Origin of the sequence: Micromonospora sp. NPDC127501 (genome assembly GCF_040302185.1) — a bacterium.
Taxonomy (GTDB): domain Bacteria; phylum Actinomycetota; class Actinomycetes; order Mycobacteriales; family Micromonosporaceae; genus Micromonospora.
The window spans coordinates 662,408-683,246 of the sequence record NZ_JBEORJ010000002.1 but is presented as its reverse complement, the minus strand read 5'-3'; the positions used below and the strand labels follow the sequence as shown (position 1 = coordinate 683,246).

21 protein-coding genes and 1 tRNA gene are annotated in these 20,839 nt (G+C 71.6%); 9 read left to right on the top strand and 13 right to left on the bottom strand.

The window, feature by feature from the left end:
* Positions 1-3: 3 nt before the first annotated feature.
* Positions 4-1,839 carry a DUF6311 domain-containing protein gene (locus tag ABTW72_RS07205; protein ID WP_502892164.1) on the bottom strand — a complete coding sequence of 612 codons (1,836 nt, stop codon included), beginning with the start codon at positions 1,837-1,839 and terminating at the stop codon, positions 4-6.
* A gap of 212 nt (positions 1,840-2,051) precedes the next feature.
* Between ABTW72_RS07205 and ABTW72_RS07200 the strand changes: the two genes are divergently transcribed.
* Positions 2,052-2,762 (top strand): class I SAM-dependent methyltransferase, encoded by a 711-nt coding sequence (locus ABTW72_RS07200; protein WP_350855298.1) that lies wholly within the window; start codon positions 2,052-2,054, stop codon positions 2,760-2,762.
* Between the two features lie 153 nt (positions 2,763-2,915).
* Here ABTW72_RS07200 and ABTW72_RS07195 read toward each other — a convergent pair whose 3' ends face one another.
* On the bottom strand, positions 2,916-3,458 hold the full coding sequence (locus ABTW72_RS07195; protein WP_112724999.1) for a YbhB/YbcL family Raf kinase inhibitor-like protein: 543 nt from the start codon (positions 3,456-3,458) through the stop codon (positions 2,916-2,918).
* A 111-nt stretch (positions 3,459-3,569) separates the two neighbouring features.
* On the opposite strand from ABTW72_RS07195, the gene ABTW72_RS07190 reads away from it, so the two are divergent.
* On the top strand, positions 3,570-3,758 hold the full coding sequence (locus ABTW72_RS07190) for a hypothetical protein (protein WP_350855295.1): 189 nt from the start codon (positions 3,570-3,572) through the stop codon (positions 3,756-3,758).
* Positions 3,759-3,833: 75 nt separating this feature from the next.
* Here the strand turns inward: ABTW72_RS07190 and ABTW72_RS07185 are convergent.
* Positions 3,834-3,920, bottom strand: a tRNA-Ser gene (locus ABTW72_RS07185).
* A gap of 161 nt (positions 3,921-4,081) precedes the next feature.
* Between ABTW72_RS07185 and ABTW72_RS07180 the strand changes: the two genes are divergently transcribed.
* Positions 4,082-5,080 carry an NAD(P)H-quinone oxidoreductase gene (locus tag ABTW72_RS07180; protein WP_350855292.1) on the top strand — a complete coding sequence of 333 codons (999 nt, stop codon included), beginning with the start codon at positions 4,082-4,084 and terminating at the stop codon, positions 5,078-5,080.
* A 50-nt stretch (positions 5,081-5,130) separates the two neighbouring features.
* On the opposite strand, the gene soxR is transcribed toward ABTW72_RS07180, so the two are convergent.
* Complete coding sequence (soxR, locus tag ABTW72_RS07175; RefSeq protein WP_112637862.1) at positions 5,131-5,604, bottom strand: redox-sensitive transcriptional activator SoxR; 474 nt, start codon at positions 5,602-5,604, stop codon at positions 5,131-5,133.
* A gap of 47 nt (positions 5,605-5,651) precedes the next feature.
* On the opposite strand from soxR, the gene ABTW72_RS07170 reads away from it, so the two are divergent.
* Positions 5,652-6,347: a thiamine pyrophosphate-binding protein gene (locus tag ABTW72_RS07170; protein WP_350855288.1), complete on the top strand. Its 696-nt coding sequence runs from the start codon at positions 5,652-5,654 to the stop codon at positions 6,345-6,347.
* Positions 6,348-6,352: 5 nt separating this feature from the next.
* Positions 6,353-7,246 (top strand): transketolase family protein, encoded by an 894-nt coding sequence (locus ABTW72_RS07165; protein WP_350855475.1) that lies wholly within the window; start codon positions 6,353-6,355, stop codon positions 7,244-7,246.
* Here the strand turns inward: ABTW72_RS07165 and ABTW72_RS07160 are convergent.
* A complete protein-coding gene (locus tag ABTW72_RS07160) occupies positions 7,232-7,939 on the bottom strand; it encodes a glycosyltransferase family 2 protein (protein ID WP_238669965.1) in 708 nt (235 codons plus the stop codon). The genes ABTW72_RS07165 and ABTW72_RS07160 overlap by 15 nt on opposite strands.
* A gap of 123 nt (positions 7,940-8,062) precedes the next feature.
* Between ABTW72_RS07160 and ABTW72_RS07155 the strand changes: the two genes are divergently transcribed.
* Both ABTW72_RS07155 and ABTW72_RS07150 read left to right on the top strand, forming a co-directional pair.
* Positions 8,063-10,282, top strand: coding sequence for a glycosyltransferase family 39 protein (locus ABTW72_RS07155; protein ID WP_350855285.1), 2,220 nt, complete (start codon positions 8,063-8,065; stop codon positions 10,280-10,282).
* A 211-nt stretch (positions 10,283-10,493) separates the two neighbouring features.
* The gene (locus tag ABTW72_RS07150) at positions 10,494-12,095 is read left to right on the top strand and encodes a ricin-type beta-trefoil lectin domain protein (RefSeq protein WP_350855282.1); all 1,602 of its coding nucleotides are present in this window, start codon (positions 10,494-10,496) and stop codon (positions 12,093-12,095) included.
* 39 nt (positions 12,096-12,134) lie between these two features.
* Here the strand turns inward: ABTW72_RS07150 and ABTW72_RS07145 are convergent, their stop codons facing one another.
* The 6 genes from ABTW72_RS07145 to ABTW72_RS07120 all read right to left on the bottom strand — a co-directional run bounded on the left by ABTW72_RS07145 (position 12,135) and on the right by ABTW72_RS07120 (position 17,892).
* Positions 12,135-12,734 (bottom strand): hypothetical protein, encoded by a 600-nt coding sequence (locus ABTW72_RS07145; RefSeq protein WP_350855279.1) that lies wholly within the window; start codon positions 12,732-12,734, stop codon positions 12,135-12,137.
* A 57-nt stretch (positions 12,735-12,791) separates the two neighbouring features.
* On the bottom strand, positions 12,792-14,258 hold the full coding sequence (locus tag ABTW72_RS07140) for a sensor histidine kinase (RefSeq protein WP_350855276.1): 1,467 nt from the start codon (positions 14,256-14,258) through the stop codon (positions 12,792-12,794).
* Complete coding sequence (locus tag ABTW72_RS07135; protein WP_350855273.1) at positions 14,251-14,943, bottom strand: response regulator transcription factor; 693 nt, start codon at positions 14,941-14,943, stop codon at positions 14,251-14,253. Before ABTW72_RS07135 ends, ABTW72_RS07140 begins: the two co-directional genes overlap by 8 nt.
* A gap of 89 nt (positions 14,944-15,032) precedes the next feature.
* Positions 15,033-15,539: a hypothetical protein gene (locus tag ABTW72_RS07130; protein ID WP_112675276.1), complete on the bottom strand. Its 507-nt coding sequence runs from the start codon at positions 15,537-15,539 to the stop codon at positions 15,033-15,035.
* Positions 15,540-15,650: 111 nt separating this feature from the next.
* Positions 15,651-16,664: a phosphotransferase family protein gene (locus tag ABTW72_RS07125; protein WP_350855270.1), complete on the bottom strand. Its 1,014-nt coding sequence runs from the start codon at positions 16,662-16,664 to the stop codon at positions 15,651-15,653.
* Between the two features lie 55 nt (positions 16,665-16,719).
* Positions 16,720-17,892, bottom strand: coding sequence for a thiolase family protein (locus tag ABTW72_RS07120; protein WP_350855267.1), 1,173 nt, complete (start codon positions 17,890-17,892; stop codon positions 16,720-16,722).
* 112 nt (positions 17,893-18,004) lie between these two features.
* On the opposite strand from ABTW72_RS07120, the gene ABTW72_RS07115 reads away from it, so the two are divergent.
* Positions 18,005-18,433 carry a PH domain-containing protein gene (locus tag ABTW72_RS07115; RefSeq protein WP_350855264.1) on the top strand — a complete coding sequence of 143 codons (429 nt, stop codon included), beginning with the start codon at positions 18,005-18,007 and terminating at the stop codon, positions 18,431-18,433.
* Here the strand turns inward: ABTW72_RS07115 and ABTW72_RS07110 are convergent.
* Both ABTW72_RS07110 and ABTW72_RS07105 read right to left on the bottom strand, forming a co-directional pair.
* Complete coding sequence (locus tag ABTW72_RS07110; protein ID WP_350855261.1) at positions 18,426-19,337, bottom strand: rhomboid family intramembrane serine protease; 912 nt, start codon at positions 19,335-19,337, stop codon at positions 18,426-18,428. The genes ABTW72_RS07115 and ABTW72_RS07110 overlap by 8 nt on opposite strands.
* Positions 19,338-19,431: 94 nt before the next feature.
* Positions 19,432-19,962, bottom strand: coding sequence for a peptidylprolyl isomerase (locus ABTW72_RS07105; protein WP_203148254.1), 531 nt, complete (start codon positions 19,960-19,962; stop codon positions 19,432-19,434).
* Between the two features lie 84 nt (positions 19,963-20,046).
* Here ABTW72_RS07105 and ABTW72_RS07100 point away from each other — a divergent pair, with 84 nt between their 5' ends.
* Entirely contained in the window at positions 20,047-20,826 is a 780-nt protein-coding gene (locus ABTW72_RS07100; RefSeq protein ID WP_350855258.1) for a hypothetical protein, read from the top strand.
* Positions 20,827-20,839 lie beyond the last annotated feature (13 nt).

Below are 20,839 nucleotides of genomic sequence, written 5' to 3'. Positions count from 1 at the left end.
TGCTCAGTCGGTCAGTGACCGGACATCCCACACCCACACGCCGCCGGTGAAGACCGGTTGGATCCCGGTCAGCTCGGTCATGCCCCGGCGCAGCGCGGCCTCGTGCTCGTGTGGCCCGAGGATGACCACTCCGGCCCGCCAGTAGCGCAGGTCGTCGACCGCTCGGACCCGGCTCTGCGGGGTGATCGGCGGCACCGCCCCGGTTCGCCGGATGGTGGCGAAGAAGCTGCTGGTGGGGCGGGGAGTCGCACCGAACAACGCGACCTTCGGCGGATCGGCGTTCGGGCGGGTGTCCGGGCCGAGGAAGTAGCCACGGGCCAGCGGCATGTCCAGCCGGGTCGCCGCGGACCAGCGCAGCGGCTCCGCGTAGGTGGTGTCCGGCAACGGCAGGGTCACCACACTGCGCCCACCGGCCACGTACGGCCGCCAGGCCCCACTGGTCACGAAGCTGGGGACCGGGTCGAGGCGGGCCACGGGCAGCGGGGTGGGGACGATCGGCAACAGGGCCATCGTGAGCACCGTGGCGGTGACGAAGCGGACCTGCCCCCGAGCGGCCGGGTGTGCCTCGGCCAACTCGCGGGCACGTTCGGCGCCGTACGCGAGCAGCAGCCCGATGATCGGGGTGATCGCCAACGCCCAGCGTGTCGGCACCACCGAGTGCAGGATGGGCAGGTTCTCCAGCGCCGCCCAGGGGCCCGGCACGCCCGTACCCCGGTTGTCGAAGCGGACCTCCCGACCCAGCGAGAGCACGGCGAAGAGCAACCCGAGCGCGGCCAGCGCGAGCACCACGATCGAGCGGCGCAGCCACCACACCAGGGCGATCACCAGCACCACCAGCGCCCAACCGAAGAAGCTGTTCTCCTCGGTCGGGTTCTTGGCCAGGCCCGCGGCGGTGCGCGCGCTACCGGCGAGTGATTCCCGCGAGTACGCGACGAACGAGGCCACGTCGCTGGAGTAGCCGCGGATCAGGCGGGACAGCCCGGAGTACGCGTCCGGTCCGAAGAACTGGACGTACAGGGGGTACGCGAGCAGGAGCCCGGCGACCCCGGCGGCGACGGCCAGGCCGGCGAGGAAGGACCGGGCCCGCGACCGCAGATCCGGGCGGCCGAGGGCGAGCACGCCGACGATCACGCCGAGCCCGATCGCGGTCATCAGCAGGATCTCCAGGTTGAGGAACGCCTGCCAGACGATGACCAGCGCGAGGAGGACCCCGTTGCGCAGCCAGCGGCCCGGCTCACCGAGTCGCAGCGTGCGCCAAATGATCAACGGGACGACGAACTGCGACACGATGTTCGGATGGCCATTGGCGTGCGACACCATGGCCGGCGCGAACGCGCAGAAGCCGGCACCCAGCCACGCCGGTCCCCGGCTGCCGATCAGGACCCGGGAGAGCACGAAATACCAGGCCGTGGCTGTGGCAATCATGCCGACGGTGAGAAAGATCAGAAATGACGCTCGCGGCCCGAACAGCAGGGTGATCGGCGTCATTGGCAATGAAATGGATAATACGGACGTATTGGCCATCAGATTGACGCCGTCGGGGACGTTCATCTGATTGGAATGGAACGGATACGCAAAGTGCGTGACCACTCGCGCACCGTGGGCCATCATCCATTCGAACTGCGACTGATCGGACTGGTTGTCCCGCACATCGCTGCCCGGGTCCAGCCAGAGCCGACAGGTGACCCAGAAGCCGAGCACCACGAAGCTCAGCACGGCGGCCAGATCGGCCCACATACCCCTTCGGGAAGGCCGATCGGCACCGGCGGCCCCCTCCGCCGACGGCGCGGCGGCCGGGCCGCCGCTGTCGCTGGGCACGTCCGATTCAGGAGTAGTCATGACAATTCATAGGGTAGTCAGCGCATGGCGCCGCCGTGACATGTTTCGGGGTACTGCCGTACTATGTGCCGGGTTCGCCGACCGCCGATCACGAACCCACCCCCCGACCACAATTCGGCCACCCCGATGCCCCGATTCTTTCGCCATCCCAGCGGATGATTCACTCTGTCGGTCCAGGCACGGGTCGAGTTCATATCGTGAGGAATCGACGCATGGCAGAAATCACTGGGGATCAGCGGGTGCAGTCCGAGGTGCTGGAAGGCCTGGCAACAGCTGTCAACCACCGCCGCTGGTTCATCGAACTGGCCGTGCCGTACCTCGGCGACGACCCGATCGAGATCGGCAGCGGCCTCGGTGACTACGCGCTGGAATGGTCCGAACGGCTGCCGCGGTTCACCGCCACCGAGGCCGACCCGGACCGGCTGGTGCAGCTCAAGGAGCGCCTCGCCGGCCGTCCGAACATCGAAGTCCGGCAGATGCTGCTGCCGCACAACGACCGGGGCGACTACAGCGCCGCCGTCTCGTACAACGTCCTGGAGCACATCGAGGACCACGTGGGCGCGCTGCAGAGCATGCGCGACCTGGTCCGACCCGGCGGCGCCGTGATCATCATCGTGCCCGCGTTCCAGTTCGCGATGGGCCCGGCCGACATCGCCACCGGACACGTCCGCCGCTACACGAAGAAGACGCTCGGGGCGGCGATGACCGACGCCGGCCTGACCATCGAGAAGATGCACTACGCCAACGCGCTCGGGCTGATCGGCTACTTCATGGCCACCAAGGTCTTCCGGCTGATGCCGAAGGAGGGCCCGATGGTCAAGGTGTACGACACCCTCGTCCTGCCCGCGACCAAGGCCGCCGAGCAGCTCGTCCTTCCGCCGTTCGGCCAGTCCGTCTTCGCCGTGGCCCGCGTCCCAGCCTGACCCCGGCCCCGGCCCCGGCCCCGGCCCCGGCCCCGGCCCCGGCCCCGGCCCCGGCCCCGGCCCCGACGATCTTGCACTTCCTGTCGTCTTTATGCCTGTTATGTCAGGGATGTCGGGACAGTAAGTGCAAGATCGCGGGAGCTGGGGGCGGGGTTATTCCTTGATCTGGTACGTGGGGCGGATTACCGCCCTCGCCAGGGTGTGGAATGTCAGGTTGAAGCCGACGTAGGCGGGGCTGGCGTCCGGGGTCAGGTCCAGGCGGTCGACGTCCAGGGCGTGCACCGCGAAGACGTACCGGTGCGGGCGGTCGCCGGGCGGCGGAGCCGCGCCGCCGTAGCCCTGCTCGCCGTAGTCGTTGCGGACCGAGAACGCCCCACCGAGGTCGGTGCCCGCCGCGCCACCGGCCCCGGTGGGCAACTGGGTGACGTTGACCGGCACGTTCACCAGCACCCAGTGCCAGAAACCGCTGCCGGTCGGCGCGTCCGGGTCGTAGCAGGTCACCGTGAAGCTCTTCGTCTCGGCGGGGAAATCCGACCAGGTCAGCTGCGGCGAGACGTTGTCGCCCCCGGTGCTGCCATGCGCGTGCCGGGCGTCCATCGGCTCGCCGTTCTGCACGTCGTCACTCGTCAGCGTGAACGACGGCACCGTCGGCAGCAGCTCGTACGGGTCCGGGGCGATCGGTCGTTCCAGGGTCATGGGGACGCGTCCTTCCGATGTGCGGAGATACCAGCCCCTTCTTACCCCGCCACGGCCCTCCCGACGACCGGAAGCGCGCGCTGACCCGACTGTGGTTTCGCGGAGCTACGTTTGAGTTCGGGCAACGTTCCGCAGGGGGACATCGTGGCCGGCATCTGGCGGGACTTCGCGGTAGCCGTCGTCACCGCGTTCCGCCGCCGGGACGAGCGAGCCATCGCCGAGGAACGCCGACGTGCGGTCGAGCGGCTGGCCGAGGAGACGATCCGCCGGGAGCGGCGGGCCACCGACCCGCCGGAGTGACCGAGAGGCACCGCCCAGCAGACAGCCCCCGCTTGCAACCAGGGGCTGAGCTGCGTAAACAGCCGTATCACCAGGCGGAGGGTGTGGGATTCGAACCCACGAAGACATCGCTGCCTTACCGGTTTTCAAGACCAGCGCCATCGGCCACTAGGCGAACCCTCCTGGGCCGTCACCCGTGGGCGTACGGCCACGCATAGTCTGCCACGCCTCGCTCCGGGCGGCCCGGCGTCCCTCCCCGGTGCGCCGGCCAGGCGGTCTGCTGGGTCCACAGTGGGCCAGACGGTGCGCCTGCGGCACCCGGTGAGATCGGGAAGACTGGGCCCATGCGAGCCATCACGATTCCGCAGCCCGGTGGACCCGACGCAATGGTCTGGGCCGAGGTGCCCGACCCGGAGCTGGGGCCCAACGAGGTGATCGTGGATGTGCGGGCCAGCGGGGTCAACCGCGCTGACCTGCTGCAACGGCAGGGGCACTACCCGCCGCCGCCGGGCGCGCCAGCGTATCCCGGGTTGGAGTGCTCCGGGGTGGTCACTGAGGTCGGCGCGGAGGTCGCCGGATGGGCGGTCGGGCAGCAGGTCTGCGCGTTGCTGGCCGGTGGCGGGTACGCGGAGCGGGTGGCGGTCCCCGCCGGGCAGTTGCTGCCGCTGCCGGCCTGCGACCCGGTCGACGCGGCGGCGCTGCCCGAGGTGGCCTGCACGGTCTGGTCGAACCTGGTCCAGGTGGCACGGCTCGGTGCGGGCGACACGCTGCTGGTGCACGGCGGGGGCAGCGGGATCGGCACGTTCGCCGTCCAGCTCGGGGCTGCCCTCGGCGTGACAGTGCTGACCACCGCGCGGGAGGGTAAGCACGCCCGGCTGCGTGAGCTGGGCGCCGCACACCTGATCGACTACCGGGAGCAGGACTTCGTCGAGGAGGTCCAGCGGGTCACCGACGGGCGCGGCGTGGACGTCATCCTCGACATCATGGGTGGGTCCTACCTGGGGCGGAACGTCTCCGCGCTGGCCACCGGCGGCCGGCTCGTGGTGATCGGGATGCAGGGCGGGCGCAAGGCCGAGTTGGATCTCGGCGCGCTGCTGAGCAAGCAGGCGAGCGTCACCGCGACGTCGCTACGGTCCCGTCCGCTCGCGGAGAAGGCGGAGATCGTCCAGGGCGTACGGGACGAGGTGTGGCCGTTGGTCGAGGCGGGCCGGATCCGGCCGATCGTGGACCGGCGGCTGCCGATGACCGAGGCGGCGCAGGCGCACCGGCTCGTCGAGTCGAACGACCACTTCGGCAAGGTGCTGCTCACCCGCCCGCCGGGTGGCGGGTCGGCCGTCAGCTGAGCCAGCCCACGGCGGTCGATCGTCAGTTGAGCCAGCCTGCCGGGTGGCGGTCAGCTGAGCGAGCCTGCCAGCGTCGGGTCGTCCGTCGGTCGGGGCAGCACCAGCCGGGCGCCCGGGCCCTCGCCGGCCAGCGTGTCCTCCGGGTTGTTGAGCGTGCAGCGTTGCAAGGACAGGCAGCCGCAGCCGATGCAGCCGTCCAGGTCGTCGCGGAGCTTGGTGAGCAGCCGGATCCGCTCGTCCAGCCGGCTGCGCCAGCTCGCCGAGAGCCGCGCCCAGTCCTGTGGGCTCGGGGTGCGGGCCTCGGGGAGCGAGTCGAGTGCCTCGCGGATCTCGTCGAGCGAGACGCCGACCTGCTGGGAGATCCGGATGAAGGCGACCCGCCGCAGCTCGGCGCGGGCGTACCGGCGCTGGTTGCCGCCGGTGCGGTCGGCGCGGATCAGCCCGAGTCGCTCGTAGTAGCGCAGCGCCGACGGTGCCACCCCGGAGCGGGCGGACAGCTCACCGATCGTCAGTAGATCCGGCATCACCAGGTCCTTGAGTTGAAGTCCACTTCAACTCACACAGTAGTGGCATGACCACGACACTGCCCACCGACAGCAGCGCCCGACTGCCCGGGCTGATCCGACGACTGACCGGCGACGAGAAGCACGCGCCGAGCGCGCACTCCACCGTCGACGTGCTCCAGGTGCTCTACGACCGCGTGCTGCGGGTCACCCCCGACACCGCCGACGACCCGGAGCGGGACCGGTTCCTGCTCTCCAAGGGCCACGGACCGGCCGCCTACTACGCGGTGCTCGCCGCGCACGGCTTCATCCCGGACGCGTGGCTCGACGACCTGGCCGGGCCGGAGAGCCGGCTCGGCCACCACCCGGACCGACTCCTGGTGCCCGGGGTCGAGATCGGCTCCGGCTCCCTCGGGCACGGGCTCGGGCTGGCCGTCGGCACAGCCCTCGGCCTGCGCGCCCAGGGGCTGCTCAACCCCCGGGTGTACGTGCTGCTCGGCGATGCCGAACTGGACGAGGGATCCAACCACGAGGCGATCGCGTACGCGGGAGCGACCGGCCTGGACAGCCTCACCGCGGTCGTGGTCGACAACTCGTCGGCCAGCCACGGGTGGGCCGGTGGCATCGCCAGCCGGTTCACCGTCAACGGTTGGACCGCCGACACCGTCGACGGCCGGAACCACGAAGCCCTGTACGCGGCGCTGACCGGGCACCGACCACGACACCCGCACCTGGTGGTCGCCCGCATCGAGAACAGGGGATGACCGACATGCGTACCGCCTTCATCGACACCACCACCGCGCTCCTCGACGAGGATCCGCGTACCGCACTGGTGCTGGCCGACATCTCGGCGAGCCAGTTCGCCTCGGCCGGCCACCGCCACCCGGACCGGGTGCTCAACGTCGGGATCCGGGAGCAACTGATGATCGGCGTGGCCGGCGGGCTCGCCCTGACCGGGCTGCGTCCGATCGCGCACTCGTACGCGACGTTCCTGGTGGACCGGGCGTACGAGCAGATCAAGTTGGATCTGGACCACCAGGGCGTGGGCGCCGTCCTGGTCAGCATCGGCGCGTCGTACGACGGGTCGGCTGAGGGCCGCACCCACCAGTCGCCCGGGGACGTGGCGCTCTTCGACTCCCTCGGTGACGGCTGGACGGTCCGGGTGCCCGGCCACCCCGGTGAGGTGGCGCCGCTGCTGCGCAACGCCGCGACCACCGACGATCCGATCTACCTGCGGCTCTCCGAGCAGCGCAACGCCGAGGCGTACCCGGACGCCACCCGGCTACGGGTGATTCGGCGAGGCGGGACGAATGCGCCCCTCGTGGTGGCGGTCGGACCGATGCTCGACCCCACAGTGGCCGCGACCGAGGGAATGGACGTGACCGTGGCGTACACCCACACGCCCCGGCCGCTCGACACGCCCGGGCTGCGGGCGCTCGCCAACACCGACGTGGTGCTGGTCGAGCCGTACCTGGCGGGAACGTCGAGCGCGCTCGTCAGCCGGGCTCTGGCGGACGTACCGCACCGGCTGCTCGCCCTCGGGGTGGGTCAGACCGACCTGCGACGGTACGGCGATCCGGCCGACCACGCCCGGTGGCATGGTCTGGACGCCGACGGCCTGCGGCGGTCGATCAGCGCGTTCCTGGGGTCAGTTGGCGGCTGAGACGGCGGGGCGGCGGCGAGCGCGCTCGCGCCCGAGGATCCAGATCGCCTCGACGCCGTCCTTCCAGGTGATCTTCTTGCCCTCTTCCCGGCCGCGCGCCCGGTAGCTGATCGGCACCTCGTACGGCCGGATCCGGCGACGCAGCAGCTTGCCGGTCACCTCGGCCTCCATGCCGAAGCCGCGCGAGCGCACCTGGAGCGACCGGTAGAGCGCCACCGGCATCAGCTTGAAGCAGGTCTCCAGGTCACCGATGTACGAGTTGAACAGCACGTTGGCCGCCATCGTGACGCCCTTGTTGCCCATCACGTACCAGAAGCTGTAGGCGCTGTGGCTGCCGAAGGTGCGATTGCCGTAGACCACCGTGGCCCGACCGTCGAGCACCGGGTCGAGCAGCTTGGGAATGTCCTGCGGGTCGTACTCCAGGTCGGCGTCGAGGATGACCATGTAGTCACCCTCGGCGCTGTCGACCGCCGTCTTGATGGCGGCACCCTTGCCGGCGTTGCGCTGGTGGGTGATGACCCGCAGGCGCGCGTCGTCGGCGCGACCGAGGACCTCGCCGGTGCCGTCGCGGCTGCCGTCGTCGACGACTACCAATTCGATCTCACAGGGATAGTCCACCGCCAATGCCTGCTTGAGGGCATCCGCGATGCGTTCTTCCTCGTTGTAGACCGGCATGAGGATCGAGAGCTTCACGGGGATCTCCACGGTGGCGGCAACACGTCGGCCATAGCCTAGCCTGGTTGGTTTGTTTACCGCGTACCGCTACCGCTGGGCAGTCGGCGCGGCGGCTTCAGATCAATGGTGTTTACTTCCGCCATGTCGGCTGCCGGCTCCCTGCTCGCGGCGGTTCCTGCCGCCGCGGTGCTCCTGCTCATCGTCGCGGTGATGCCACGCGAGGCTGGCGCGGTCGCACCGCTGCGGCTCGCCGTGGTGCGCGCCGTCCTGCTCACCGGGGCGTACGCCGTGCTCGTCGTCGAGGTGCTCGGCGCGTCGCACGCGTTGACCCGAGGCGCGTTCACCGTCGCCTGGCTGCTCTTCCTGGTCGCGGCCGCGGCGGCGGCCGGTCTGCGCTGGCGACGGGCGACCCGCCTCGGGCAGCCGCCCGCCGCCGCATCGGTGCCGGTCAGCGCTGCGCCGGCAGTCAGCACCGCATCGCGGCCGGTGCCGGTCGGCGCGGTGGTGTCCGGTGGCGGACCCGACGTGTCCGCCCCGGCCGCCGAGAGGGGTGCGCCCGTCCCCGCGCCGACCCGGGCTGGCCGGGGGTTCGCCGACCTTCGTGCCGTGGCGGTCGACGCGTGGCGTACGGCCCGACCGGGTGAGCGGCTCCTCGCCGGCACGGTCGGCGGGCTGGTCCTGGTGGAGCTGCTGGTCGCGCTGCTGGCCGAGCCGAACAACTTCGACTCGCAGACGTACCACCTGCCAAAGGTGGAGCACTGGGTGGCCCAGGGCGACCTGGACTTCTGGTCCACCGCCATCCACCGGCAGGTGACCATCCCGCCCGGAGCCGAGTATCTGCTGCTGCACCTGCGCCTGCTCACCGGCGGGGACCACCTGTACAACCTGGTGCAGTGGGCGGCCGGAGTGGTCTGCCTCCTGGTGGCCGCCCGGATCACCGCACAGCTCGGCGGCGGCCGGCGGGCCCAGTTGCTCACCGCGTTCGTGCTGGCGACCACCCCGATGGTGGTGCTCCAGGCGACCAGCACGCAGACCGACCTGATCTGCGCGGCGTGGGTGGCCTGCGCGGCGACGATGGTGCTGGACGGGCTGAGTCGACGGACCGGCTGGGGCACGCTGCTCGGGCTGGGGGCGGCCACCGGGCTGACCGCGGTGACCAAGACCAGCGGCCTGATCGCGGTCGGCCCGCTGCTGGTGCTCTGGGGACTTGCCCAGTTGAGGCTGGCCCGGAGCAGGAACGCCACGTCGACCGACCCGGCAGCGGCGGCCGGGGGTGGGCGGTCCTGGCCGGTCGGTGGGCTGGCCCGCACGGTCGGTGGTTCGGTGCTGATCCTGCTGGTCGCGGCCGTGGTGGTCGGCCCGTTCCTGGCCCGGGTGACCGCCGAGTTCGGGCACCCGCTGGGGCCGCCCCGGCTGCGCGAGTCCATTCCGATGGAGCGGCACGACCCGGCGTCGATAGTGGTCAACGCGCTACGGATCGGGCACACCGCTTTCGACACGCCGCTGGCGCCGCTGCGTCGGGCCGGGGCCGAGGTGATCATCAGCGGCGCCGAGGCGATCGGGGTCGACCCGCAGGACCGCGCGATCACCTTCGGGCGGGAACTGTTCCCGGAGCCGGCCTGGTATCCGGACGAGGACCGGGTGGCGTTCCCGGTGGCCGGGGCGTTGGCGGCGATCGGTGCGGTGATCGCGCTCGCCCGCCCACGGCGGATCGCTCCCGAGCGGGCCGGGTCACTGCGGGCGTACGCCGTGGTGGTGCTGACCGCCGTGCTGCTGCACAGCGCGATGATCAAGTGGCAGCCGTGGGGCAACCGGCTGCTGCTCTACGCCGTGGTGCTCGCCGTGCCCCTCGCCGGCCTCTGGCTGGACGCTCTCCTGCGCAACCGCGCGGGTGGGCGTCGAACGGTTGCCACAGTGGCGGCCCTCACCGTGCTGGCCACCTCGGCGCTGGCCGGGGTGCTCGCACTGTCGTACGGCTTTCCGCGCCGGCTGGTCGGCGCTGGCTCGGTCTTCACCACCTCGGACTGGGACACCCGGTTCCTGCGCCGCCCCCAGTGGGCCGACGAGTTCCGCTGGGCGGCGACAGCGGTCCAGGACAGCGGTGCGCGACGGGTCGGGCTGGTACAGCAGAACGACAACTGGGAGTACCCGTGGTGGCTGCTGCTGCGGCAGCCCGACGGCGGCTCACCGGACCTGGTGGCGTTGCAGTCGGTACTGCCGGAACGACCGCCGGCCGACCCCTCCTCGGTCGACGCGATCGTCTGCACCGGCACCAAGGCGGCCTGCGCCAAACTCGTCCCGGCCGGCTGGCGGCTGGAGTTCCGCGGCTACGTGGGCTACGCCCTGCCGCCGGGCCGCTGAACCAGAAGCGGGCCGCACCGCCGCCGGGCCGCTGAACCAGAAGCCGGCCGGGCGTCGCCTTGGCGGTGGCGCGCGGGCCCGGATAAGTCCGATCCGGGCGGTTCTGCATCCCGCGCGCAAGGACCTGAAGCGCATTCACATCTGTTGATCCGCACGTTACCGTCTGGTAACTCAATCGACGTCCCGCGATTGAGCCGAAAGGAGTGCGTCGATGCCTGCAATCCCCGCCAGGCCCGAACGCGCGACCCGACGACGGGCCATCACCGTCGCCGTCGCCGTCGCCGCTCTCGTCCTACCGATGCTCGCCGGACCGGCCACCCCCGCCACCGCCGCCGACCGGCCAGCCGTCCAACCACTCCCCGCCAACCTCGAAGCCATCCGGGCCGCCGAGGCGACCGCCCTCTACGGCAGCCCGGCGATCCGCCCGATCGAACAACGACGTACCGCGTTGATCACCATGGGTGACAGCGAGATCTCCGGTGAGGGGGTCGGCAACTACGTCCCCGGCACCCACCAGGACGGCAACTGGTGCGACCGGTCGTACGACCAGGCGGTCTTCCGCACCGGCATCACGTCGGACGCGCAGTACAACATCGCCTGCTCCGGTGCCACCCCCTGGAACCTGATCGCCGGTGGCCCGACCCAGCACAACGAGCTGAACCAGGGCGACCACCTGGGCATCAAGGCGCGCAACACGCACGTGAAGCTGATCTGGGTGGTGGTCGGCGCGAACGGTGACGGCACCATCCAGTTCGGTCCGGTCGCCACCGACTGCGCCGTCCGCCGGGTCTTCTTCCAGGGCGCCTGCTACCCCACCTACACCGACCAGTGGACGATCCGCACCGACGGCAGCCGGCAGGCCGTGGAGTCGGCGCTGACCGACATCCGGCAGACCATGACCAACGCCGGTTACCTGCGGTCGGACTACGAACTGGTGCTGATGTCGTACCCGAGCCCCGGCAGCCCCGACGTGGAGGACAACCCCAACTTCCCCGGCTGGTACTCCGGCGGTTGTCTGCTCTACCTGGCCGACGCGGCGTTCGCCCGGAACAAGGCGGTGCCGATGTTCGAGTCGGCGCTGCGCTCGGCCGCGGCGAACACCGGCACCCGCTACCTGGACGCCAGCCGGCTCTTCCACGGGCACGAGGTGTGCACCGACAACACCTCGGTCCGCGGCCTCTTCATCGAGGTCGGCATCTGGAACGAGAACGCCGCCCGACAGTCGTTCCACCCCAACGCCCGCGGGCACGGCATGTTCGCCCAGTGCATCACCCAGTTCTGGAACTCCGGGCAGACGCGGGCCAGCTGCGTCGACCCGGCCAGCACCGGTGGTGGCGTGCTCTACCCGGGGCTGCTGGAGTTCAAGCAGCTGCGCAACCTGGCCACCGGCACCTGTGTCGACGGCAAGGGGTACGACTCCCGCAACGGCACCGCGCAGCAGCCGTACTCCTGCCACGGTGGGCGTAACCAGGGCTTCTGGTACGACTCGGCCCGACGGTCGCTGCACTCGGAGCTGTCCCACGACCGTTGCCTGGACGTCGCCAACAGCTCGATGACCGCCGGCACCGCTGTCAACATCTACGACTGCAACGGCACCGGCGCGCAGCAGTTCGTCTTCGTGGGTAACCAGATCAGGCCGGCGAGCGCCAACAACCTCTGCGTGGCGTTCGACAACCCGCTGCTGGGCAGCTCTCGCCTGCGGTTGGCGAACTGCTCCAGCAGCACCCGGCAGCAGTGGTCGTTCGAGGCCCGTACCGCCGCCAACCCGGTCGGCTACGGTCACGACGACTTCATCGGCTCCCGCGTCTACTGACGAGGGCAGGGGCCCTGGCGGCGACCAGGGCCCCTGCGCTCACTTGGCGCGGGGAACGAGGATGAGCCGGGCCACGCCCTTGTCGCCGTCCTTCGCGCCGGCGACGCCGAGCGTCGCGCCGACTTTGACCTCGCTCGGCTGCACTGTGGCCCGCCGCTCGACCACCCGCAGGTCGTCGCCGAAGGTCCACGTCATGGTGAAGCCGTCGGTGGACTTGACGGTCATCGAGTCGCCGTCGATCGCGGTCACCTCGCCGCGCTGCACGGCGACGGTCTGCGTACCGCCGTCCTTCGTCTTCACCACCGCCTCACCGTGCAGGGTGTTCTTGCGCAGCAGCACGCGGGCCTGGCGGCGCTTGCGCCACTCCTCGCCGCGCTTCTCCCGGGCCTTCTCCTCTGCGCTGGGGGACGCACCCGGGGTCGGCGTGGCCGGTGCGGCGACGGTCAGGACGTCCAGGTCGTCGGCGTCGAAGCCCATAGCGGCCAGCGCCTGACCCTCGACTCCCATGGCGGCGGCGACCTCGACGGCGACATCCCGGGCGGGCTGGCTGGCCACCTCGGCCGCGCCGCAGCCGCTGACGCCGAGCGCGACCGCCGCGAGCAGTGCCGTGGTGCCGGTGGCGATACCCCAACGTGGCATGACTCTCCCTCTCTGTCAGTGGAGCCCTCAGCCTTCCCGGGAACGACGAGCGGAGCGTCAGACCGATGTTCGGGTCAGGTAAGGATCACCGGGCAGCCGGACGGTGAAGGCGGCACCGCCCTCCGGCGCGTGCCCCGCGGCGATCTCCCCGCCCAACCGGCGGACCAGCCCGGCGGCCAGCGCCAACCCCAGTCCGCTGCCCACCTTGCGCACCCCCCGGTACCGCTCGTGCAGCGCACCGCGTTCGAAGGCCACCGCCAGGTCGTCGTCGGTGAAACCGGGCCCGCCGTCGCGGACCTCCAACACGCCGCCGTGCGCCGGGTCCGCGCCGGCCGACCGGACCGCGAGCACCACCGGCGACCCCGGGGGTACGACCCGCAGCGCGTTCTCCAGCAGCCCGTCCAGCACCTGCCGGATCCTCCCCGGATCGGTGTACGCGGGCACCGGCTGACCGGGCGTCTCCACCCGGAACGGCACGCCCACCGCCGCACACCGACCGGACCAGGTCGGCTCCGCGTCCACTGCCAGTCGGGTCAGGTCCACCGGCACCGGTTCCAGGGGAAAGTCGGCGGCCTCCAGCCGGGCCAGTGCCAACAGGTCGCCGATCAGCCGGTCCAGGTGTTGGGCCTCGGCCAGCATCGTCCGACCGGTGTCCACCGTGTCGGCGGCACCGAGCACTCCGTCGGCGAGCGCCTCGGCGTACCCCCGGATCGCGGTCAGCGGGGTGCGCAGCTCGTGCGAGACGGAGAGCAGGAACTCCCGCTGTCGGCCCTCGCTGGTGGCCAGCGCGGCAGCCAGACCGTTCAACGCCTCGGCCAGGTCGGCGACCTCGTCCGGCGGCTCGACGGGCACCCGGACGGCGCGGTCACCCGCGCGCAGTCGGGCGGCGGCGGTGGCCGCGACCCGGATCGGCCGAGCCAGCCGACGGGCCAGCAGCAGCCCGGCCGCCACACCGGCGGTCAACCCGGCCAGCAGCGGCAACCACAGACTGAGCAGCACCCGTGCCCACAGCCCGTTGGCCAGCGGACGGGAGAGCACCACCCCGTTGCCGCCGGGCAGGGCCCGACCCTCGACCAGGGCCCGTTCACCGTTGACCGAGCGGCGGGCCGACACGTTGCGGCCCTGCCCGATCCGCTGCACCACCCGCTGTGGCAGACCCGCTCGGTCGACCGCCCCACGACGGATCAGGTACGCGTCGATGCCCTGGTCGCGCAGTTGCTGGATGAGCCGTTCCTCGTCGGCGCTGCGCCCCCGGTCGAGGCGGGTCCGCAGCACCTCGGCGGCGAGTCGGGCCTGGGCGGCGAGCGCCTCCTGCTCGCTCCGCTCCGCGCCACGGATCGCCAACGGCACCGCGACGATGGCGGTGACCAGCACCGACACCAGCGCCACCGCGCAGGTGACGAGCACCGCGCGGGCGGTCAGCGTACGGCCGAGTCGACCTCGTCGGGGTGCGGTGGGTGAGGTGGCGCCCACCACCGGCAGGGTCATGGTCGGCGACTCGACGTGCCCGGGGTGGTCAGGCATCGACCGCGTACCCCACGCCGCGATGGGTCCGGATCACACTCGCCGGGCCGAGCTTCGCCCGCACCTGGGCGACGTGCACGTCCACCGTCCGGGTGCCGGCGTGCGCCGCGTAGCCCCAGACACCAGCCAACAGCTCCTCCCGCGTGAAGACCCGGCCGGGCCGGGCCATCAGGTGGGCCAGCAGGTCGAACTCGGTGGAGGTGAGCTGCACCGGAGAGCCGGCGGCGGTGACCGTACGGCGGGCCGGGTCGAGCGTCACCGGGCCGACGACACGCGGCCGGTCCGCGCCCTCCGGGCCGCCGGCGGATCGGCGCAGCACCGCGCGGACCCGGGCGACCAGTTCCCGAGGGCTGAACGGCTTGGTGACGTAGTCGTCGGCGCCCAACTCGAGACCGACGATCCGGTCCACCTCGTCGTCGCGGGCGGTGAGGAAGATGACCGGGGTCCAGTCGCCGGCCTCGCGCAGCCGGCGGCAGATCTCGGTGCCGGGCAGACCCGGCAGCGCGATGTCCAGGACGCAGGCCACCGGACGCATCCGGCGGGCCGCGCTCAGACCGGCCTCGCCGTCACGTTCCAGGTGGACGCCGAACCCGTCGCGGGTCAGGTAGAGCCGGACCAGGTCGGCAATGGCCGGCTCGTCCTCCACGACGAGGACGAGCCCGCGATGCGGTGGTTCGACGGTCACCGGCCCATGATTGCCGACTGCGAAGGGTCGGCGCGATCGGTGTGTGTTCGAGTTCGGTAAAGGCGGGGCGACGTCCGGTCGGGATCAGCTCACCAGGACGGCGCGAACATCCCGGGCCGGGCGGCGGCCGGTGCGTCACCGATGCTGGCGACGACCCTCGCGCCGGGCGGCCGCAGGCGGGTCCGGAACGCCTGGTTGAGCAACGCGTCGAGCTGCCAGACCTGCTTCGGGTGACTGGTCCGGATCAGAAACCGCTCACGGATCCCGTCGATCGCGGTGGCCGCCATCTCCACCGACTGCAGCCGCGGGTCCGGGCTCCAGGTGACGTTGCTCAGCTCGCGCAACTCGGTGTTGAGGTGCAGGCGCAGTCGGTGCAGCAGGCGGGTCTGCTGGGTCACCACCAGGCGGCGGTGTGTGAGTAGCAACAGGTAGTCGCCGGTGACCGGACGGTCGGGGCGGCTGCAACGGGTGACCAGGATGGTGGCGTCACCGGAGCCGACACAGCGCCGGAAGACCGGCATGTGCCGGCTCACCGTCTGCACGGCCAGGCCAGCCTCAGCGGCGGCCGGGAGGAACGTTCGGGAGAAGACGTCCATGACCTGCCCAACGACGTCCCCAGCAGGGTGACGTGGGTCACCCGGGTTTTTTGGAAGTTCCACGCCGCCTGTCGCACTGCCTGTCCGACTTCCGACTCGGACGGATCATGGTCAGGAGTTCGGCTGAAGTGGACTGGCGGCGAACAACTCCTCCAGCCAGCCCGGGACCGCGTCGGCGTACTCGGCACGGGACTCCTCGGGGGTGTCCAGTGCCCGACGCCAGGAGAGCGACCGGCTCACCGGCCCCAGGCCGATCGCGAGGTCGGCGGCCTCCACGAGGGTCCGTCGGTCGTACCGGTCGGTCCACGCCTCCAGGTACGCGTCGCGCAACCGCGCCAGCTGGGCGTCGTCGGCGGCGAGCTTCCCGGCGTGTCCGATCGAGCGCAGGGTCACCAGCAGCGTGCCGAACGGGTGCGCCACGGAGGCGTCGCCCCAGTCGAAGTACCGGTACCCGGCCGCGCCGGCGAAGACGTTGCCGTCGTGCAGGTCGTCGTGTTGCACAGTCGCCGGAATGCCGAGGTCGGCGAGCCGGCGGCACCGCTGCTCGAAGGCCGGCAGCTCGGCCCGCAACCGCTCGTGCACCTCCGGGCTGAGCCCGCCCTCGGCCCCGATCAGCAGCGCCTCGTGATCGTCGAGCAGCTCGGCGAAGAGACCGGCCAGCACCTCCGGACGCTGATCCGGCACGCCCAGGGCGACCAGCTCGTCGGCGCGCGACGCGCTCGCCAGTTGCAGCGCCGCGTACCCGGGCAGTGCCCGCTCCCAGTGCGCCAGGTCGGGGTCGCGCGCCAGCACGTCGCGCAACGACTCGCCGCCATCGGGCAGCAGCGACCAGCCCTGCGCCGGGTCCACCGCGATCGGCGTCAGCACCTCATCGGGCGTCAACTCGGCGAGCGCCGCGATCAGGACGGCCTCGTGCACTGTGCCCGGGTTGTTGGCCTTGAACCAGACGGGACCGTCGTCGGTGGGCACCCGCCACACCAGCGACCAGGGCCGCAGCCTCGGCTCCACCAGCCCGGTCACCCGTCGGCCGGCCCGACTCAGCTGCGCGTCGACCCAGGATCGGGCCCGCACCTGCCACCGCTCGCTGGACCAGTCGGGGGCGGGCTCACCGGCGATCGTCGTCACGCTGGGCACCTTAGGCGGCCGTTCCGCGTTCGGGCGAGGCGTTTTCCCGCCCGCGTCAGACCAGCTCGACGATGGTGGCGTTGGCCATTCCGCCGCCCTCGCACATGGTCTGCAGGCCGTAGCGGATGCCGTTGTCCCGCATGTGCTGGAGCATGGTGGTCATGATCCGGGCACCGGAGCCGCCGAGCGGGTGGCCGAGGGCGATCGCCCCGCCGCGCGGGTTGAGCCGCTCCGGGTCCGCCTCGGTCTCCGCCAGCCAGGCCAGCGGCACCGGGGCGAACGCCTCGTTCACCTCGTACACCCCGATCTCCTCGATGCCCAGCCCCGCGCGGCGCAGCGCCTTCGCGGTGGCCGGAATGGGCGCGGTGAGCATGGTGACCGGGTCGTCGGCAGCGACCACGGCGGTGTGGATCCGGGCCAGCGGGCGCAGGCCGTGTCGGCTGGCCCAGTCGGAGGTGGTCACCGCGAGGGCCGCGGCGCCGTCGGAGATCTGGGACGCCGAACCGGCGGTCACCACGCCGTCCGCGCGGAACGGGGTGGCCAGCTCACCCAGCTTTTCCAGGGAGGTCTCCCGGCGGATGCCCTCGTCGGCGGCGAACTTGCCACCGTCGGCGAGCGGCACCGGGGTCAGCTCCGGGTCGAACGCGCCAGCGTCCTGCGCGGCGGCCGCCTTCTCGTGGCTGGCCAGCGCGAACTCGTCCAGTTGGGTACGCGAGAGGCGCCACCGTTGGGCGATCAGCTCGGCCCCGACCCCCTGGTTGAACGGCAGCGGCGCATCGTCGGCGAAGCCCTCGACGCCCCGGTAACGGGCGCGTAGCTGGTCACTGAACGGCATGCCGCCGGCCACACTGGAGCCCATCGGCACCCGGGTCATCGACTCGACGCCCCCGGCCACCACCAGGTCGGCCTGACCGGAGAGCACCGTCGCGGCGGCGAAGTGCAGGGCCTGCTGGCTGGAGCCGCACTGCCGGTCCACCGTGGTGCCGGGCACCGCCTCGGGCCAGCCGGCGGCGAGTACGCCGTTGCGGGCGATGTTCCACGACTGCTCACCGACCTGGGACACGCAGCCCCAGAAGACGTCGTCGACCTGGGCCGGGTCGAGCCCGGTGCGCTCGGCGAGGGCGCGCAGCACGTGCGCCGAGAGGTCGACCGGGTGGACGCCGGCGAGACTGCCCTTGCGCCGCCCGACCGGGGTCCGTACCGCGCCGACGATGACCGCGTCACTCATATTTACTCCCCGGTAACTTGGGCTGCCCCGATCCTACGTCGTCCATCGACCGGTCGTCCGGCCACACCCGCACGAGGTGCCGGAGTCCGACCGCCGCTGGCATGCTGGGCGGGTGAATGAGACCTCCCCGGCACAGCAGTGGCGGGTGCCGTCGAGCCTGCCGGCGGCGAAACTGGCCGGCGCCGTCCTGCTCGTCGCGCTCGGGCTGCTCTTCGCCGACGGCGACCCGGTCCGCCTGGCGGTGGCCGGCCTGGCCGCCGCCGCCCTGGCCGGCTGGGCGGTACGTGACCTGGTCGCGCCGGTCCGATTGGCGGTGGACCCGGCCGGGCTCACCGTCATCCACGGCTTCGCCGGCCGGCGGCTGGTGCCCTGGTCGGCGGTCGAGGCGATCGCCGTCGACCGGCGGCCCCGGCTGGGGCTGACCAGCGAAACGCTGGAGATCGACGCGGGCAACTCGCTGCACCTGTTCGGCCGGTACGACCTGGGGGCCACCCCGGAAGAGGTGGCCGCCGCGTTGCGGGCCGCCCGCCCGGTCAGGTGAGCAGTGCGGCGGTCCGGAAGAGCACCAGCGCGAGCAGGACCAGCAGGATGATCGCCCCACCGGTGACCTGCACCAGCGTGCGACGACTCCGCGGTGCGTAGGCGAGCACCAACGCCATCAGCGCGCCGACCACCAGCCCGCCCAGGTGCCCGGGGATCGAGATGCCCGGCACGGCCAGCGTGAACACCAGGTTGATCACCAGGATCGGGATGATCCGGGAAATGTCCCGGCCCAACCTGCGCTCGATGATGATCAGCGCGGCGAAGAGACCGAACACGGCGGTCGACGCGCCGACGGTGGCCGCCCGCGGGCTGCTGAACAGGTAGGCGGCCACGTTGCCGCCGAGGCCCGCGATCAGGTAGAGCGCGGCGAACCGCACCCGCCCGAGGTTGGCCTCCAGCGACCGGCCGAGCACCCACAGCGCCCACATGTTGAGCAGCAGGTGGAGCACGCCGTAATGCAGGAACATCGCCGTGACCAGCCGGTACCACTGGCCCTCGGCGATCCCGCCGAGCGTGTAGTCGGAGAGGTACGCCCGGCCGAGCACCGCACCCCACTCGGTCAGCGGCGTGCTGCCACCCATCAGGCCGCCGAAGCCGGAGCCGCCCACCGCCGCGTCCCCGCCCCGGGCGGAGGCGATGGAGGCCAGCAGGAACAGCACGTTCAGGGCGATCAGTGCCTTGGTGACATAGCCGTGCCGGCCGGCCGTACCGCCGCCGAAGGCGGTACGCGCCGGCCGGACACTGCGACGTCCCTCGTTGACGCACTCCGGGCACTGGTGCCCGACCGAGGCGTCCCGCATGCAGTCCGGGCAGATCGGCCGGTCACAGCGGGTGCACCGGACGTAGGTCTCCCGGCCGGGGTGCCGGTAGCAGACCGGGGTGGTCGGCGGAGACTCGCTCACCGGGCCGACCCTCCGTCCGCCACCGCACGGTCCACCGGCGCCGGCTGTGCTCCGGAGCGCTCAATCATGCGAGCAAAGGTACCTCGCCAGTCGTTCAGGAAGCGGACCGCTCGATCTCGACCCGCTCGATGACGACGTCCTGGAGCGGACGGTCGCTCGGACCGGTCGGGGTGTTCGCGATCGAATCCACGACCTTCACCGACTCCTCGTCGGCGACCTGGCCGAAGATGGTGTGCCGGTTGTTGAGGTGCGGCGTCGGGGACACGGTGATGAAGAACTGCGAACCGTTGGTGCCCGGTCCGGCGTTCGCCATCGCCAGCAGGTACGGACGGTCGAACCGCAGCTCCGGGTGGAACTCGTCGGCGAACTTGTAGCCCGGCCCGCCCCGACCGGTGCCGGTCGGGTCGCCCATCTGGACCATGAAACCGCTGATCACGCGGTGCGAGATGGTGCCGTCGTAGTACGGACCACTGCCCGGCTGACCGGTGCGCGGGTCGGTGTACTCACGGTTGCCCTCGGCCAGGTCGACGAAGTTGCGGACGGTCTTCGGCGCGTGGTTGGGGAAGAGCTCCAGCCGGATTGGGCCAGCGTTGGTGTGCAGGGTGGCGTAGACAGCCTCGGCCACGGGTACTCCTCACTCGTTGGTCAGTTCCATGCGGATCCTCCCATGTGCCCGATCTGGCATCGCGGAGGCATCCGAAGGTGGAGGATGACGAAGGAACAACTCCCAGGAGGTAGGACCGTGTTTGGATTCGGGCGGCGTAAGTCCCAGGGGCAGCAGGCGTTGGCCGAGCTGAACCAGAGCATCAGCCACCTGATGCTGGCAGCCAATCACGCCGCGAAGGGCGCCGGCGCGACCGTCGGCCCGCGGGTCCAGGTGGCCCGGGGTTACGTCGCACCGACGGCCGCGAAGGTACGCGACCGCGCGTCGACCGGCTGGGGGACGACTCTCACCACGCTGGCACCGCTGGCGGCGGCTGCTCGTGACGGCGCCGCGCACGCAGGGCCGCTGACCAGGAAGGCCAAGTCGAAGACCATGCGGATCACCGGTAAGAAGAAGCAGCCGCGTCGTCGCGGCTCGATGATGACCGGCCTGTTGGCGGCGGGTGCCATCGCCGGCCTGGCCGGCGCGGTCGCGCTGCGTCGCCGCCGGGAGCAGCAGGAGTGGGCCGAGTACGACCCGACCCGCAGCACCCTGGAGCCGATGCGCGACGAGGTCGACTCGATCGAGGTGCGTACGCCGTCCGCCGCCCGGGGGTCCGACGGGTCGGCCATGTCCGGCGCGGCGGGGATGACCGGCGCGGGCAGCTCGGCGGTGGCCGGCGGCTCCAGTGCCAGCACCACCGCCCCGGCCAAGCAGACCGGTGTCCGCCCGACCGACAAGGTCCCGTCGGTCGCCGAGGGCGCCACCGACGTCTCCGGTCGGCCGACCGACGACCTCACCAAGGCGCTGGGCAAGGACACGGCCCGCACCAACGGCCGCCGCTGAGATCAACAGCAGC

Excerpts from the sequence above, each read along its gene's own strand:
- ABTW72_RS07200 (WP_350855298.1), top strand. The coding sequence starts at position 2,052 with ATGGCAGAAATCACTGGGGATCAGCGGGTGCAGTCCGAGGTGCTGGAA.
- ABTW72_RS07195 (WP_112724999.1), bottom strand. The coding sequence starts at position 3,458 with ATGACCCTGGAACGACCGATCGCCCCGGACCCGTACGAGCTGCTGCCG.
- ABTW72_RS07100 (WP_350855258.1), top strand. The coding sequence starts at position 20,047 with ATGACGAAGGAACAACTCCCAGGAGGTAGGACCGTGTTTGGATTCGGG.
- ABTW72_RS07120 (WP_350855267.1), bottom strand. The coding sequence starts at position 17,892 with ATGAGTGACGCGGTCATCGTCGGCGCGGTACGGACCCCGGTCGGGCGG.
- soxR (WP_112637862.1), bottom strand. The coding sequence starts at position 5,604 with ATGCCGGATCTACTGACGATCGGTGAGCTGTCCGCCCGCTCCGGGGTG.
- ABTW72_RS07130 (WP_112675276.1), bottom strand. The coding sequence starts at position 15,539 with ATGGACGTCTTCTCCCGAACGTTCCTCCCGGCCGCCGCTGAGGCTGGC.
- ABTW72_RS07180 (WP_350855292.1), top strand. The coding sequence starts at position 4,082 with ATGCGAGCCATCACGATTCCGCAGCCCGGTGGACCCGACGCAATGGTC.
- ABTW72_RS07150 (WP_350855282.1), top strand. The coding sequence starts at position 10,494 with ATGCCTGCAATCCCCGCCAGGCCCGAACGCGCGACCCGACGACGGGCC.
- ABTW72_RS07155 (WP_350855285.1), top strand. The coding sequence starts at position 8,063 with ATGTCGGCTGCCGGCTCCCTGCTCGCGGCGGTTCCTGCCGCCGCGGTG.
- ABTW72_RS07140 (WP_350855276.1), bottom strand. The coding sequence starts at position 14,258 with ATGCCTGACCACCCCGGGCACGTCGAGTCGCCGACCATGACCCTGCCG.
- ABTW72_RS07165 (WP_350855475.1), top strand. The coding sequence starts at position 6,353 with ATGCGTACCGCCTTCATCGACACCACCACCGCGCTCCTCGACGAGGAT.
- ABTW72_RS07205 (WP_502892164.1), bottom strand. The coding sequence starts at position 1,839 with ATGACTACTCCTGAATCGGACGTGCCCAGCGACAGCGGCGGCCCGGCC.
- ABTW72_RS07170 (WP_350855288.1), top strand. The coding sequence starts at position 5,652 with ATGACCACGACACTGCCCACCGACAGCAGCGCCCGACTGCCCGGGCTG.
- ABTW72_RS07145 (WP_350855279.1), bottom strand. The coding sequence starts at position 12,734 with ATGCCACGTTGGGGTATCGCCACCGGCACCACGGCACTGCTCGCGGCG.